The organism is Bacillus sp. T33-2 (genome assembly GCF_002860205.1).
Classification (GTDB): domain Bacteria; phylum Bacillota; class Bacilli; order Bacillales; family Cytobacillaceae; genus T33-2.
Genome location: NZ_PGVB01000008.1, coordinates 192980 through 207104, shown reverse-complemented (window position 1 = coordinate 207104; position 14125 = coordinate 192980). Strand labels below are relative to the sequence as shown.

15 protein-coding genes and 1 pseudogene are annotated in these 14125 nt (G+C 39.6%); 11 read left to right on the top strand and 5 right to left on the bottom strand.

Annotated features, from left to right (window positions below):
* Positions 1 to 5: 5 nt before the first annotated feature.
* The 3 genes from CVD19_RS06480 to CVD19_RS06470 all read right to left on the bottom strand — a co-directional run bounded on the left by CVD19_RS06480 (position 6) and on the right by CVD19_RS06470 (position 2449).
* On the bottom strand, positions 6 to 221 hold the full coding sequence (locus CVD19_RS06480; protein WP_101581040.1) for a hypothetical protein: 216 nt from the start codon (positions 219 to 221) through the stop codon (positions 6 to 8).
* A 391-nt stretch (positions 222 to 612) separates the two neighbouring features.
* A complete protein-coding gene (locus tag CVD19_RS06475; protein WP_101581039.1) occupies positions 613 to 1482 on the bottom strand; it encodes an NgoMIV family type II restriction endonuclease in 870 nt (289 codons plus the stop codon).
* Entirely contained in the window at positions 1439 to 2449 is a 1011-nt protein-coding gene (locus CVD19_RS06470) for a DNA cytosine methyltransferase (RefSeq protein WP_101581038.1), read from the bottom strand. The genes CVD19_RS06475 and CVD19_RS06470 overlap by 44 nt, the downstream gene beginning before the upstream one ends.
* A gap of 325 nt (positions 2450 to 2774) precedes the next feature.
* Here CVD19_RS06470 and CVD19_RS06465 point away from each other — a divergent pair, with 325 nt between their 5' ends.
* The 6 genes from CVD19_RS06465 (at position 2775) to CVD19_RS06440 (ending at position 8028) form a co-directional block, all read left to right on the top strand.
* Positions 2775 to 3332, top strand: a complete 558-nt coding sequence (locus CVD19_RS06465) for a recombinase family protein (protein WP_101581037.1) — start codon at positions 2775 to 2777, stop codon at positions 3330 to 3332.
* A 453-nt stretch (positions 3333 to 3785) separates the two neighbouring features.
* Positions 3786 to 3977, top strand: a complete 192-nt coding sequence (locus CVD19_RS06460; protein ID WP_180953544.1) for a helix-turn-helix transcriptional regulator — start codon at positions 3786 to 3788, stop codon at positions 3975 to 3977.
* Entirely contained in the window at positions 3961 to 4215 is a 255-nt protein-coding gene (locus CVD19_RS06455) for a hypothetical protein (RefSeq protein ID WP_101581035.1), read from the top strand. Before CVD19_RS06460 ends, CVD19_RS06455 begins: the two co-directional genes overlap by 17 nt.
* 171 nt (positions 4216 to 4386) lie before the next feature.
* Entirely contained in the window at positions 4387 to 5238 is an 852-nt protein-coding gene (locus tag CVD19_RS06450) for a hypothetical protein (protein ID WP_101581034.1), read from the top strand.
* 822 nt (positions 5239 to 6060) lie between these two features.
* The gene (locus CVD19_RS06445; protein ID WP_257985050.1) at positions 6061 to 6345 is read left to right on the top strand and encodes a hypothetical protein; all 285 of its coding nucleotides are present in this window, start codon (positions 6061 to 6063) and stop codon (positions 6343 to 6345) included.
* A 66-nt stretch (positions 6346 to 6411) separates the two neighbouring features.
* Positions 6412 to 8028 carry a recombinase family protein gene (locus tag CVD19_RS06440; protein ID WP_101581033.1) on the top strand — a complete coding sequence of 539 codons (1617 nt, stop codon included), beginning with the start codon at positions 6412 to 6414 and terminating at the stop codon, positions 8026 to 8028.
* 40 nt (positions 8029 to 8068) lie between these two features.
* Here the strand turns inward: CVD19_RS06440 and CVD19_RS06435 are convergent.
* Positions 8069 to 8611: pseudogene (locus CVD19_RS06435) on the bottom strand (ABC transporter substrate-binding protein); the annotation flags it as partial.
* Positions 8612 to 8743: 132 nt separating this feature from the next.
* Here CVD19_RS06435 and CVD19_RS06430 point away from each other — a divergent pair.
* The 4 genes from CVD19_RS06430 (at position 8744) to CVD19_RS06415 (ending at position 11385) form a co-directional block, all read left to right on the top strand.
* On the top strand, positions 8744 to 9526 hold the full coding sequence (locus CVD19_RS06430; RefSeq protein ID WP_101581082.1) for an alpha/beta hydrolase family protein: 783 nt from the start codon (positions 8744 to 8746) through the stop codon (positions 9524 to 9526).
* 39 nt (positions 9527 to 9565) lie between these two features.
* Entirely contained in the window at positions 9566 to 9808 is a 243-nt protein-coding gene (locus tag CVD19_RS06425; protein WP_101581032.1) for a DUF2584 domain-containing protein, read from the top strand.
* Positions 9809 to 9920: 112 nt separating this feature from the next.
* Complete coding sequence (locus CVD19_RS06420; RefSeq protein WP_101581031.1) at positions 9921 to 10442, top strand: RNA polymerase sigma factor; 522 nt, start codon at positions 9921 to 9923, stop codon at positions 10440 to 10442.
* Positions 10423 to 11385 carry a hypothetical protein gene (locus CVD19_RS06415; RefSeq protein WP_101581030.1) on the top strand — a complete coding sequence of 321 codons (963 nt, stop codon included), beginning with the start codon at positions 10423 to 10425 and terminating at the stop codon, positions 11383 to 11385. The genes CVD19_RS06420 and CVD19_RS06415 overlap by 20 nt, the downstream gene beginning before the upstream one ends.
* A 61-nt stretch (positions 11386 to 11446) precedes the next feature.
* Here the strand turns inward: CVD19_RS06415 and pckA are convergent, their stop codons facing one another.
* The gene (pckA, locus tag CVD19_RS06410; RefSeq protein WP_101581029.1) at positions 11447 to 13033 is read right to left on the bottom strand and encodes a phosphoenolpyruvate carboxykinase (ATP); all 1587 of its coding nucleotides are present in this window, start codon (positions 13031 to 13033) and stop codon (positions 11447 to 11449) included.
* 614 nt (positions 13034 to 13647) lie between these two features.
* On the opposite strand from pckA, the gene CVD19_RS06405 reads away from it, so the two are divergent.
* Positions 13648 to 14085 carry a thiol-disulfide oxidoreductase DCC family protein gene (locus CVD19_RS06405; RefSeq protein WP_257985049.1) on the top strand — a complete coding sequence of 146 codons (438 nt, stop codon included), beginning with the start codon at positions 13648 to 13650 and terminating at the stop codon, positions 14083 to 14085.
* The last annotated feature ends 40 nt before the right edge of the window (positions 14086 to 14125 follow it).

Sequence of the window (14125 nt, the reverse complement as noted above, 5' to 3'; positions counted from 1 at the left end):
GCTGACTACTCTGTCAGCATTTTTTTAATCATATAAACCCTAAACGGTGTTGAATAAGCTGATCTAAGTTTCTTTACATCCTCTTCATAGACAATGTAATCTCCATCCATACTGGAGTAATATGCCTCAGCTTTTTCTGGGGTCTCCCAACGAGAGATTGGTAGCGCCAAGTTATGTTCCTTTAATAAATCGAGCTCTGTTAAGGATAGTTTGATAAACATTATTATCCCACCTTTAAGCCTTTTATCAGGTATGACTTACTTTCTTAGCTTAATTCCCAACGTATTAATACTGTTAACGCTTCAAGTTCCGTTAGGTATCTACCTCTACCCTCGTTTCTCTTATTGATAACAATATATGTACGATTCGAAAAAATAACACCTCTAGACCTCACAAGTAATGGGATGGTAATAAGTAAACAATAGGACGTAATAAAACTGTCGTAAATTTCTGGAACGATGTCGATTTAGCCCTGATATATGAACAAAAAAAGAGACAGTTCGCTAACTGCCCTTTTTATATGTATCCTTAAAGAAAATGATGAATCTTTCACGATTATAGCGAAGGTTTTTGTGGACTTATCGTTTAAAAACATGCAATAAAATAGAATTTTTATATGCTGAGGTCTAAAGGTAAGTCGGAAATGTCTTTCAATCTTTTTCCATTAATCATTATATTTAACATTTCCAAAGCGTCTAATGCTCCACAATTAGCTACAGCTTGCATTAATTCATGTAGGGCGAAATGGTAAACGCAGTCAATGTCACCTGTTCCAAGTGCTATGGAAGCTAATCTGCTAGGTAACGGCTCTCCTGTTATTACAACGATGTGAGGAAGTTTACCCTTTCTGTTTCTAATTAAGTTCAGCGCTTCAGAACGGCTGTTTTGACTTCTATCTGATCGGATTGTCCATTTTGAAGAAATGCTAGCATGTAAAATTGGGTGTTGGTTATTTACCTCTCGTAAAGGGGTGTATTTTGCAATGCTACTATCTACAATTTGGGAATAAGTATTTATTTCTGCGTCTGTCAATGGCTTTCGCGAAATAATAGTATCTGGCGTTATGGTATAGTCTCTCCCAATGGCTGCAGCCAAGACTGGATTTTCTTTAGCAATTACTGTAAGGTCTGCTAAGTGGGAGTATTGTTCAAATTCAGCAATTCCCATTCTACTATTGTTTCCAATTTTCCTAACTTCCCATTCACCAGGGCGAATGTGTCCCATCATCTTGAAAGTGTTAATAATAAATTCTGTATTGATGGTTTCAAATTTACTTCCACTAGTTTGACCTGCCAATCTTTCTCCGGTACTGGATTCAAGAAGGTCTGCAATTCCTGCAGCAATTAATACAGATAGACGGTTTCCTTTATCTGCATTACTTGGTACACCATCTGAATTAATGGTCAGGACAGAGTTGAGAAGTTCTGCGTGGTATCTTTTACGTTCCAACTCTAACTCTGAACGTTTTGGTTTGTTGGTCATGTTTAAATAACACCTTTCTTTTACTTTTCTTCAGTTGCTCAGCTTTTAATATTGCATTTTTGATTTGAACTCCTAAAGCCTGAGCTACTGGCGGTGGGAATGCATTTCCGATTTGTCTGTAAGCAGGTGTTTTCTTACCTGCAAAACGCCAAGAGTCGGGAAAGCCTTGTATGCGGGCTACCATATTATTTGTTAATCTTGGCATACCTTCGAAATCTTGATCTGGTGCTTCATTTGCTATCCCTTTTCCATCAACACCTAGAACGACCCATCTTTTTTTTGCTCCGGTGGGTCCTAAATCGGCTCCACCATGTTTTTTGGATCCTCCAACTATCGTAGGTGCTATCCCATTAGCTTTTACAGCCCATTCTTTTGCTTGTTTCCACCCATTTGCTCCCATCAAATCTACTAGAGTTTCTCCAACCGTGGAAGACTGATCACCTACATTTTCTGGCCATTGAAAATGTTTGAATATTTCGGGCTTCATTACAATTAAAATCGATCGAGGTCTTGTCTGGGGAACGCCATAATCAGATGAATTAATTAGGCGCCACTCGCCTATGTATCCGAGTTGCTCAAGTTGCCATAAAATGTATTGTCGGTAATCTTCAAATTTTTTGTCTAATAGCCCTTTTACATTTTCTAACATAACAGCTTTTGGTTTAATTTCAGCTACTAGTCTAAGAGCTTCCGGAATAAGATCCCTTTCGTCTTCACTGCCTAATTGGAGCCCTGCATTTGAAAATGGCTGGCAAGGAACACCTCCAGCTAATAGTTCAACACCTTTATAGGGTTCACCTTTAAAATCCTCTAAATTTTGTTCTAATACATTCCATTCCGGACGGTTATATCTCAGGGTTTCACATGCATTTTTATCGTTTTCTACTAACGCTACATGATGAAAACCAGCAATGGCTAAACCTAATGCTTGACCTCCTGCGCCGGCACATATCTCTACTGATTTCATTCAATTTCACCTGCTTATTAATCTTTCGAATATAATAAATGCTACTAGATTATTATAATAGCAAGTTTTTTTGCTTTTGAATACAGGTATGACTAATGTTTGAGTTTAGTAGTAAATGGCCGGCTTTTTTGTTTTTTTAAGAGAAGGATTTATCTGTTTTATACAAGAGAATCCTTTGTGAATTTTCATTAAGGGGTTCTGCTGGTGTCATAACTTAAAAGTATTGACGCTGATATGATGACACGGTATTATCAAGGTAATTAAAGGTGTCATAACTTAGTGCCATAAATATATTTATAAAGTACATATAAAAGGCGGGGTTTTCATGAAATACGGATATGCAAGGGTATCGACATTTGGACAAGACTTAGATGGACAAATTCACATATTAGAAAATGAAGGCTGTGAACAGATATATAGTGAGAAGTTTACTGGAACTAAAACCGATAGACCTCAGTTTCAAGAGTTACTCTCGATAGTAAATGAAGGTGACACTATTGTTGTTACAAGATTAGATCGGTTTGCACGTTCAGCGGGTGACGCTATACAGGTTATTAGAGGATTATTTGATAAGGGAGTAAAGGTTCATATATTAAACATGGGATTGATTGAGAATACCCCAACAGGCAAGTTGATATTCACTATAATGAGCGGTTTTGCAGAGTTTGAGAGGGATATGATTGTAGAACGTACACAAGAGGGTAAGGCTATGGCTAGACAGCGTGATGACTTTAGAGAGGGAAGACCTAATAAGTTCACAAAAAAACAAATTGAGCACGCTTTAAAGCTGCTAGAGAGCCATTCATACAAGCAGGTGGAGGATTTAACAGGAATATCTAAAAGTACCCTAATCAGAGCCAAAAGAAAACTGTGGGCGAAGTAAATTGTCTCACATAAAACCAATTACATATGAGTTAACGACAGCAGACGAATTGAGTAGTTAAATACTACTCTTTTTTGTTTTATTAGAAAAGACCATACCCGGTACCGAATCATTCACTTTTGACAGAAAGATTTTGTGTAATGCTTATCCGCTCCGTATAAAAATTTTTCAAAATATCAAGACGTACAATTAGTTTAAAACGTATGACCTAAAACTACCAGATCCAATAAAAGTTAGATACAACCATTTTTACAGGTGATAACTATACATACGCTCGCTCAACTTGCCTAAAAAATTCTTTTCATGTACGCACATCTCAAAGGATTTTAATATTATTTATTTTTTTATATTTTATTAGTTGAATTTATACCGGTATCTGTTAATTATATAAACCTATTTCTTATAATGTTTGTGTCTGAAGAAGAAATAACACAATTTGGAGGGTATGACGATATGGAAAAAGAGTTTATAACAGTACGCTCATTATCAAAATTACTGGATATGAGTGAGCAAACAACATATACATTATCCAGAAATGGGGTAATCCCAGGGCGTGTAAAAGTAGGTAACTCCGTACGGTTCAATAAAGCGGAAGTAATAAAATGGTTACAGAATGGTGGTGTTAAAGATGATAGTGAAAATTGATAGTGTTTCTGTGGAACGAGCTAGCAGAATATTGAATCACTTTAACATTTCGTTCACTGAAAATGCAGTTTTAGGGTATTTGCAACGTCGACAACTAGAAAAAGCCCAACGAATAGAAGTAGGTTATCAGTCACGAAATACTAAATACGGTTACAGTGTAAATGTTCAGTCCCTTGTTGAATTTCTGCTTAACCGTGGGGTTACTGAAACAGAAATTGAAGAAGTTTTATCAGCATAGAAGTTTGCTCACTTCCAGTTGTCAACATACAACCGTACCAGGATTTTGCATTAAGCAATTTTCATTGGTGCGGTTTTTTATTTTCCAGATCATAAATTAGCAACTTATAAGCTTTTCATTTCGATAACTAGATAAGCATTAGCTTTTTTAAAAAACTAAGGAGGATTTACTATGGAATTAATTGCAATAAACCCTAACACAGGCGAAGTAAAAGGAGAAATAGCCTTTTATAGAACCCACGAACAGCAAGAGCAATACCTAAAAATAAAATACCTAGAAAAATACAAATTAAGGGGCAACAGACCTTATGTAAGTTGCTACCACGACTCCATTAAAGATGTTACACAACATCTTTCACTTACTGAAAGTGGAGGGGTGATGAAATTATTACTGTACATGAAACTAAATGCTGATGGTCTTTTACAAAAGGATGGAAAGCCTTTAAAACAGCTTGGTATTCAAAATATCCTTGGTAAGAGTAAAAGGCAAACTGTAGAGATTGTAAAACGGCTTGAATTTCTTTCGATACTTAAAGCGGTAAAGGTGGGGCGAACTAAATTCTTTTACATAAATGAACACTTTCATGTCATGGGAAGAATTACTAGGAAAAGCTACTTTACTAAGTTGCTTACAAATAAACTACGTGAGGTAGTGGAGGATTTAAGACTGGAACAGCTAGGCTTTTTATATAAAGTCCTTCCGTACTTCCACTATAATACATGCGTTCTTGCACATAATCCCGATGAAACAGACGAGCAGAAAATTCGATCCATGAACAGAAAAGAGTTAGCGATTGCTATTAACTATGACGTGGATAATATTACACCTCTAGTTAAACAACTTAGGCAAAAGGGGTTAGTCATGACCACCTATAGTAACGGTAATGTACTTTACTATATACACCCTGATTTAATGTACCGGCAAGCAAATGATGGTAATAAAGAACAATTCAATACTTTACGTGGTATGTTTATGGCACATCAACTCAGTGCAAACAGAAGAATTATAAAAATTAAGGACTGAATTTCAGTCCTTTTTTTGAGAATAAAGTACCTGTACACATAACAATAAGGCACACAGTGCACCTATTATCCAATATACCAGGTATAAACTGCACCAATTAACAGGGTTGGAAAGTTCTATAAAACCAATAGTACCAATGGTTGAAGCGTTTTAGATACATGAAGTCCCTCTTTATCTTTAGATGTTTTTTAACCTTAGTCAACGTACTAAAAAATAATGAATGGTGATATAGGGGCGAGGTACGAAGCCCCCGAAGTGAGCGAAGCGAACGGAGAATAATATTACTAAGTGTACTTTTATCTTTAGATGTTCGAAGAACTCCCTTCGGTCGTTCTTCTCCATGGTGCTCCTAAAGTCGCACCTGGGATTTTCCTTTCTCTTTGTAAAAATATTATTGTGGTGGGAATTTTACAAGTATTATATTTTACTTCTTACCTGCTATCCACTTTTTACTGCAATTCATACATTCATTTACCAAATCACTCTCCCAATAAACCTACGAATGATAGCTTCAGTAAAGCCGATATAAGACTGTAAAAATCCAACAAGGGAGGGGAAGACTAAAACAATAGAAGTTACAAGAGTGATAAGTAACGTATTGAACATTATGGAAAATGTATCCCTTCCTTTTCCATAATTTGATTTTTTACAATGAACTTTATTATCATTGTTTTCCACAATACTAGTTTGATGTGTTTGTTTTACTGCTGTATTACCTCTAAATATACATCGATCACAAATTCCCCCTAAAAATTTCCCCCTAAAAATTATCGCAACTAATTCCCTGCATAAAGCGATTACTAGGAGGTAAAGAGTAGTTCCTTGGTTGAGTTGAAGGCTACTAATATTAATGTTCTTGTGGAAATACACTTTATTAATCCACAACATCGGGGTGAGGGCATGATAAGAAACGAAAGTGGGGAACGGTTGAAGGAAATTGTATTTGGTAAAACCAAATATATACACAAAACAGATACCGAATATGACTACTTAATTGATAAATCAAATAATAAAGTCAAGGTGAACTTGACATTTACAAAGAATAAGGAGAAAAACGAAAAGGCAAAGGAAGGACTTAGAAAATTCTTTTCGGGAATATCGTCATGATATTCTATTTTTTTGTGTTATAATGACAGGCAAGTGATACAGGTGAAAAAATGAGGTGTATATTTGATGAAACGTGTATGGAGTCTTTATCGAGTATCAACTAAGAAACAAGTAAATACAGATGATGATATTCCAGTGCAAAGAAATGCCTGTCATGAATTTGTGAGGACAAAGGAAGATTGGCAAATAACAAATGAATTTTATGAAAGGGGTATATCAGGATGGTCTAAAAAAGCAGATGAAAGGGATGAATTAAATGTAATTAGAGAAGGTGCTATAAAGGGGGAATTTGATGTTTTACTAGTCTTTATGTATGACCGTTTGGGTAGACGTGAAGATGAAACACCTTTTGTAGTTCAATTTTTAATTGAGCAGGGTATAGAGGTTTGGTCTGTTAATGAAGGTCAATCTAAAATTGAAGACCATTCCGATATTTTAGTGAATTTTATTCGCTTTTGGCAGTCATCAGGCGAAAGTAAAAAAACATCAATTCGAGTTAGAGAAGCTAAAAAGCAGCTTAGTGCACAGGGGTATTTTCAAGGTGGACCAGCCCCAATCGGTTATAAGATAATTGAAACAGACCAAATGCATTGGAAAAATAAGGATAGGCATATAAAGGAATTAGCCATTGATGATGAAGAGTCAGAAATCATAAAGCTGATTTTTGGTTTATATGTAGACAGACATATGGGATATCGAAAAATCGTTGACTATCTAAATTCCAACGGGTATCGAAATAGAGATGGTAAAATATTTGGGGTTAGTACAATTCAGAGGATTTTAACTAATCCAATTTATATCGGCACGAAACGGTATGAAGGGTTTAATGGCGAAGAAGGAGATACCCAACCTTATAATGAGAAATTAAGGATAGTAACAGATGATTTATTCAAACAAGCGGAACACATTCGCAATAAGAGAAAAAGGAAATTGAACGAACAAGATAAGTCAGAAATACCGCTAGTAGGAAAGCTAATGTTTTCAGGGTTAGCTTTTTGTAAATATTGTGGGGCAAAATTAAGCGGAAATTATCTATATCGAACAAATAAATATAAAGGTGTAGATGATTATTATAAAAGCATTGTGTACCGCTATAGATGTCCACTTAATAAGGGGAGATTGAACTGTAATCATGACCAAAATATTTGGGGGGCAAACAAGTACGATACCATTATTATCAGGCAAGTTAAGCAAGTGTTATCACAACTAGACCTCAACGCATTTATTGCTGGTTCAATTAATCAAAAGAAAACAATTATTAAACAGAAGGAGCGGAATCTTAGGAACTTAGAAAGGGAACTCTATACATTCAATAATCAACTTGAAAAGTTAAATGGAGAAATTGCAAAATCATTAGTTGGTGACAGTGATTTTACTCCACAACAGCTATCAGTGGCTATTGGAGGGGTAGAGAAAAAGATAAAGCAAACTACCGACAGAATGAATAGTTTGATAGAAGAAATGGAGAACGAAAGGGAAAACTATTCTGATGTAAACTATATGGTAAATGAATTAAATAATTGGGAAACCAAGTTTGATAATGCAGATGATGATTTAAAGAAGGCTATGCTTTCCAGGATCATTGATAAGGTACATTTGGGTAAGGAAGAAGTGAACATAACCTTTAATTTAACACTCCAAGAATGTTTACAGCAAAATGAAGCGGAAACATCTATAAAATAGGTGCTCCGCTTTTTTATAAGTAGTGTATTTTGCACCTGAATGCAAATGCGTTCGGAATATTTGCGAAATCAACATTTTGGATAAGGTTCAGGTCTGCGTGAGGGTCGATGCCATGTTTTTTCAAAACGAATTCACCGGCCATCTGTGGCATTCCGCCTTTGCGCTGTCCCAGGAACGTTTTTCCGTTCAGCTGGTCCCATGAGAAATTGTCAATCTTATTCCTGGCGACAAGGAAAGTGCCGTCTGTCTGGGTGAGCTGGGCAAAGTTAAGTACAGGGTCATTGGAACCCTGGGCATATACATAAATGGAGGTTTCCGATCCGACGAGCGCAACATCCGCCCCGTTCGACAAGAGGGCCGTCATTGTTTTGTCGCCGCCCCATGTTGTCTTAAGCTCAACTTTTAAACCCTCATCCTCAAAAAATCCTTTTTCAAGGGCAACATATTGGGGGGCATAAAAAATCGAGCGAGTAACTTCAGCAATGCGGACTTTCTGGATTTCTTCTTTGCCGCACGCCGCGAGCGGTATGGTAAGAATTAGCGCAGCTAACAGGGTGATGCTGCTTTTTAGCCACTTTTTCATTTGAAATCCTCCTTAATCAAACTATTATATTAATCAGCCTGGTAATTGGCTTATGATATCGTATGACATAGAGAAAAATGTGTGAATGCCCAGTTCGATATAAAATTGATAAAAAAAGGAGACGAGGCACAGATGGACGGCGAGATTATTTCAACACAAAGATTTCCCTCCCCAAATCCGGAGGTTGAACTTATTGTCGTGACTTACATAGCGGGGGGGTTAAAAGTAAAGGGAATGCTCGCAAGGCCGGTATCAGGAACGGCACACCACGGCTTTCTGTATTTGCGCGGAGGGATAAAAAATGTTGGCAGGGTCAGGCCCGCGCGAATCGCCCAATTTGCCGTGGAAGGTTTTATCGTATTTGCACCCTTTTATCGTGGGAACCAGGGGGGAGAGGGGAACGAGGACTTCGCCGGGGAAGACCGTCGTGACGCCTTTGCAGGATTCGAACTGCTTCGCAAATACCCAGGCGTGGAAAAGGTCCATGTGTTCGGGTTTTCACGCGGCGGGGTAATGGCTTTGTTTACTGGAATCGAGTACCCGGATGCTGCATCGGTTGTTACATGGGGCGGGGTCAGCGATATGTTTTTAACCTATGTTGAACGAAAAGACCTGAGGCGGATGATGAAACGGGTGATTGGAGGGACCCCCATCAAAGTTCCCGACCTGTATAAGGCCAGGACTCCCCTTTTCAATTTGGAAGACCTGAAAGCGCCGGTGCTGATCATTCATGGAGTGAGGGATGAAAATGTCTCAGTTGAGCATGCCTACCGGCTTGAGAAAAGGCTGAAGGAATTGGACAAGCCCGTTGCAAGCTGGTACTTTGAGGAATTTACGCATTATTTTCCGCCGGCAATCAACCGAAAAGTTGCGGAGGATTTGACGATTTGGATGAAAACACAGGCAGAAGAATGATAATATAAAGTTAAGGAAACAAGAAGGGGCGATTTGGCTATGGGAATGCCTTTAGAGCTAAATACAATGATCGTGACAAAAGGCAGGGAAAATCGGCTGGATAATAATTATTTTACTTTAAAAAAGGATGGCTACAGGCTTTACCCGATTGATATCCCGATTGACGTTAAAAAGACCATCGAGGGCGATTCTAGCGGGACGGCAGTGATTAAAAAGGTAGAATGGGCCGAAAATGCCACCGTTCTGACTTATCAGCTGATATCTTTAAATTCAACCAATTAGGCAGGGCACAACGGTGTTCTGCTTTTTTTCTTGCCTTTTCTAAAAAAGGGTGCATGAGTTGTAATGAAAATTGAACGTCATCCGTCTTATTCGTAAAAGGAGGGTGGACTGGATGGAAGCCGGCCGGCAAATTGAAGAATGGTTTCACCAATTTGAAAAAGATATCACGAATTATCTCGTTTATTATACTGGATCACCAGATGTTGAAGACATGGTTCAGGAAACTTTCCTTAGGGCGTTTCAGCACCACAGCCAGTACAAAAAAGAGGCCAACCCGAAAACCTGGCTTATTTCGATCGCACGGAATACGGCGATTGATCATTTCCGGAAGAAAAGTGTCTGGCAAAAACTGAAAGAGAGGATTGGGAAGGATTCCGAGGAAACAAGCATCCCAACTCCTGAGAAACTTATCCGGCAGGAGGCAAATGCGGCTCTGTATGATGCGATTAATCAGTTAAAACCGCAACAGCGAGATGTTGTTATTTTGAGGGGGATTTCCGAGTTGAGCTCAAAAGAAACAGCTGAAGTGCTGGGGTGGACACCGAATAAAGTGAACGTGACCTTCCACCGGGCAGTCCAAAAGCTTAACAAATTATTGGAAGGGAGAGAACCTCGTGGCGAATATATCGGATAAACAATTGCTTGACAGATTAGGAGAATTTCAGAAGCATGGCTTAAGCTTTGAACAGAAAAACAGGATCATTGTTTCCTTGCGAAAGGCAAGAACGAAAAAAAAGTACGGCTGGAAACCAATGCTGCCGGCTGCCGCAGCCATGTTGGCATTGCTGCTTGTCCCCGTATTATTTTTCTCGCAGCTTGACCAGAATCAGGGCGGCACTGGGGAACAAATAAGGCAGGGGGCAAAAGGATCTGGCCCGGGCCACAATTATGCTGAACCTGGAATTAAAGCAACGCCTGCTGAACGTTTCACACTGCATGATAAAGAACATCCTGAAAGCAGCCTGGACGTGGTTGGAATCCCCGGAAAAATTGCGGTAATGGATCCGTTTGAATGGGTTGCCGAAGATAAACGCAATACTGCTAAAATGTTGGTATTTGCATGGGGAGAAGAAAAAAAACTGCTGAAAAATCCTTTGAAAATTGAAGCAACTCACGTAGATACGGGAATCACTAAACTTTTGGCACATGCCCAACTTGGCTCAAAACGTTACGGTTCCGATGCCCATGCAGTAACATCTTTTCAGCCCATTCCAAAGAGCGGTACCTGGATTCTATCATTCAGCTTTGCGAAAGAAAAGTTCGCTGAATTTTCAGTCCATGTTAAAGAGCCATATGTGAACACCGCTGTTTCAACGCTTCTCATTTCCCAGGAGGACCTCCATCCGGGAACGTTTGAAGACATCTACCTGGATGTCCAGCAAACAGGATTGCCGGAACAAATCGAAGTTAAATGGTGGAACAGTGACAATCCGATTAAAGAACAAACATATATATTTAAAAAAGAATCAGAGTTTGCCGACTCTACCCTTTATAAAGGCGGGTTTTCGGTCGATGCCCCTGGCACATGGAGAATGACTGTACTGGGAGAGTCTACTGCGGTTGATATCTTCGATTAGATTTACCGGGTTAAAACAAAAAGGCAATTGCCAGTTAGATTGGCAATTGCCTTTTTGCTTGTTATACGATTGGGCCGCCTTTGGCCATAATGTCCGCTGGAACGTTTGTGAACTTCTTGAAGTTCTCCCTGAATGCGGCAGCAAGCTCGTGTGCTTTTGCTTTGTAGGCATTCTCGTCCGGCCACGTTCTTGCAGGCTGGAGCACATCATCTGGGACACCTGGTACATGTAAAGGTATATTTAAGCCGAAAATCTCATCTTTGACTGTTTCAACATTGTTTAGCTCTCCTTCAAGGGCGGCATGTATCATTGCACGAGTGTATGCGAGCTTCATGCGGCTGCCGACTCCATACTCGCCTCCCGTCCAGCCTGTGTTGACAAGGTAGACACGTGCGCCGTGCTCATCAATTTTGGTGCCAAGCATTTCGGCGTAACGGGTTGCAGGAAGGGGCAGGAATGGCGAGCCAAAGCATGTGGAGAACGTCGCCTGCGGTGAAGTGATGCCGCGTTCTGTCCCTGCCAGCTTCGATGTGTATCCGCTCAAGAAGTGGTACATCGCCTGTTCTTTTGTCAGCCTCGCGATTGGGGGGAGGACTCCAAATGCGTCCGCTGTCAAAAAAATAATCGTATTCGGGTGTCCGGCAATGCTTGGATCCACAATATTGTCAATCGCCTGGATCGCGTAGGCAGCCCGGGTATTCTCGGTAAGGGTGCTGTCATGATAGTCTACGACCCTCGTTTCATTATTGATGACTACATTTTCAAGTACTGACCCGAAGCGGATTGCATTATAAATTTGCGGTTCTTTATCTTTAGACAAATTAATGCATTTTGCATAGCAGCCACCTTCAATATTAAAAACTCCATTTGCCGACCAGCCGTGTTCGTCATCACCTATCAAGCGGCGGTGAGAATCTGCAGAAAGCGTCGTTTTCCCGGTTCCTGACAATCCGAAGAAAAGGGCAACATCCCCTTCACGGCCTACGTTTGCTGAACAGTGCATGGATAATATGCCGCTCTCGGGAAGAAGATAATTCATGACAGAAAAGATGGACTTCTTCATTTCACCTGCGTATTCAGTCCCCCCGATAAGGACTGTACGGCGTTCAAATGAAATCATGATGAATGTTTCTGATTTTGTCCCGTCAACAGCAGGGTCCGCTTTGAAATTTGGGGCGGAAATGACAGTAAACTCGGCATTATGGCTCAGCAGCTCTTCTTCATTTGGGCGGATGAAAAGCTGATGGGCAAATAAATTATGCCATGCATACTCATTAATAATCTGAATGGGCAGCCGGAATTTCTTATCTGCGCCTGCGAATCCCTTAAATACATACAACTCTTCTTTTTCCTTTAAATATTGTAAAACTTTATTGTATAAATTCGTGAATACTTCTTCCGGGATTGGCTGGTTAACTGGTCCCCAGTCAATTTTATCCCTTACTGAAGCTTCATTGACAATGTATTTGTCCTTCGGAGAACGTCCTGTATATTTTCCTGTCGCAGCACCTACGGCCCCGGTCGAGGTCAACAAACCCTCGTTTCGAGTCAGAACCTTTTCAACAAGCTGGGGAACAGACAGTTGAGTATGAACATTGTTTCCCGACAATAACTCGCTTATATCGCTCATCACACTTATATAACCCATCTGCGAATACCTTCCCTTTCAAAATAATGTTTGGCAGACTTTGCATCCTGAAATTAGTATAACACAATTAAACAATTAATCTATACTATTTGTTCGATATATATGTATTTCTTCCTTTTTAATGGACGTGCACACACTTTATCCCTTTAACCGGAAGAAACAATTGCTTGTTATGGGCGAATAGTCAGGTTGGTAATCGACTATAGAGCAACAAAAACCCTTGTAAAGGTCGAATAGAAAGGCTCTAATCGCCTTTAGGTCCACACAAACCCTTGTAAGGTAGATTAGAAAGGCTCTAATCGACTCCAGGTCCACACAAACCCTTGTAAAGGTCGAATAGAAAGGCTCTTATCTCCTTTAGGTCCACACAAACTCTTGTAAAGGTCGAATAGAAAGGCTCTAATCGACTCTAGGTCCACAAAAATCCTTGTTAAGGTAGAATAGAAAGGCTCTAATCGACTCTAGGTCCACACAAACTCTTGTAAAGGCAGAATAGAAAGGTTCTAATCGACTCTAGGTCCACAAATATCCTTGTTAAGGTAGAATAGAAAGGTTATAAATCAACTTTTAGCGTCTGCCTTCCTGTTGAATAAAATAAATATGATAAAATATAAATGAATATAAGAATTTTTTTGATAGGAATGGTCAATTTGAAAACGACTGCCCTTTTTGATAATACCTGCAGTTTATGCAGGGAGACCAAAAAAACGTTTAAAAAACTTGACTGGTTTAGTGCGGTGGATTGGATATCATTACAGGAGTATGAGAAGAACAGCACACAGCCTGCTTATGGATTGAACGTTCAAAGACCGACATTCGACAAGGCCGAGCTGAGAAAAGAGCTTCATATCATTACTTCAGGCGGCCGTGTGTTAAAGGGCTTCTATGCAGCCAGAAAGCTGATGATCCTTTCACCTCTGACATTTTTCCCCGGGCTGCTGTTATATTTACCTCTTGTGCCGTTGCTCGGGAACCCTGCCTATCGCTGGATTGCCAGGAACAGGCACAGAATTTTGCGGAGGAAATGCGACGACGGAAGCTGTGCGCTATGAAAGTTATAGACAAAATCATTGACAGTAATGTTTCTGTCCG

Excerpts from the sequence above, each read along its gene's own strand:
- CVD19_RS06480 (WP_101581040.1), bottom strand. The coding sequence starts at position 221 with ATGTTTATCAAACTATCCTTAACAGAGCTCGATTTATTAAAGGAACAT.
- CVD19_RS06475 (WP_101581039.1), bottom strand. The coding sequence starts at position 1,482 with ATGACCAACAAACCAAAACGTTCAGAGTTAGAGTTGGAACGTAAAAGA.
- CVD19_RS06470 (WP_101581038.1), bottom strand. The coding sequence starts at position 2,449 with ATGAAATCAGTAGAGATATGTGCCGGCGCAGGAGGTCAAGCATTAGGT.
- CVD19_RS06465 (WP_101581037.1), top strand. The coding sequence starts at position 2,775 with ATGAAATACGGATATGCAAGGGTATCGACATTTGGACAAGACTTAGAT.
- CVD19_RS06460 (WP_180953544.1), top strand. The coding sequence starts at position 3,786 with ATGGAAAAAGAGTTTATAACAGTACGCTCATTATCAAAATTACTGGAT.
- CVD19_RS06455 (WP_101581035.1), top strand. The coding sequence starts at position 3,961 with ATGATAGTGAAAATTGATAGTGTTTCTGTGGAACGAGCTAGCAGAATA.
- CVD19_RS06450 (WP_101581034.1), top strand. The coding sequence starts at position 4,387 with ATGGAATTAATTGCAATAAACCCTAACACAGGCGAAGTAAAAGGAGAA.
- CVD19_RS06440 (WP_101581033.1), top strand. The coding sequence starts at position 6,412 with ATGAAACGTGTATGGAGTCTTTATCGAGTATCAACTAAGAAACAAGTA.
- CVD19_RS06430 (WP_101581082.1), top strand. The coding sequence starts at position 8,744 with ATGGACGGCGAGATTATTTCAACACAAAGATTTCCCTCCCCAAATCCG.
- CVD19_RS06425 (WP_101581032.1), top strand. The coding sequence starts at position 9,566 with ATGGGAATGCCTTTAGAGCTAAATACAATGATCGTGACAAAAGGCAGG.
- CVD19_RS06420 (WP_101581031.1), top strand. The coding sequence starts at position 9,921 with ATGGAAGCCGGCCGGCAAATTGAAGAATGGTTTCACCAATTTGAAAAA.
- pckA (WP_101581029.1), bottom strand. The coding sequence starts at position 13,033 with ATGGGTTATATAAGTGTGATGAGCGATATAAGCGAGTTATTGTCGGGA.
- CVD19_RS06405 (WP_257985049.1), top strand. The coding sequence starts at position 13,648 with ATGAATATAAGAATTTTTTTGATAGGAATGGTCAATTTGAAAACGACT.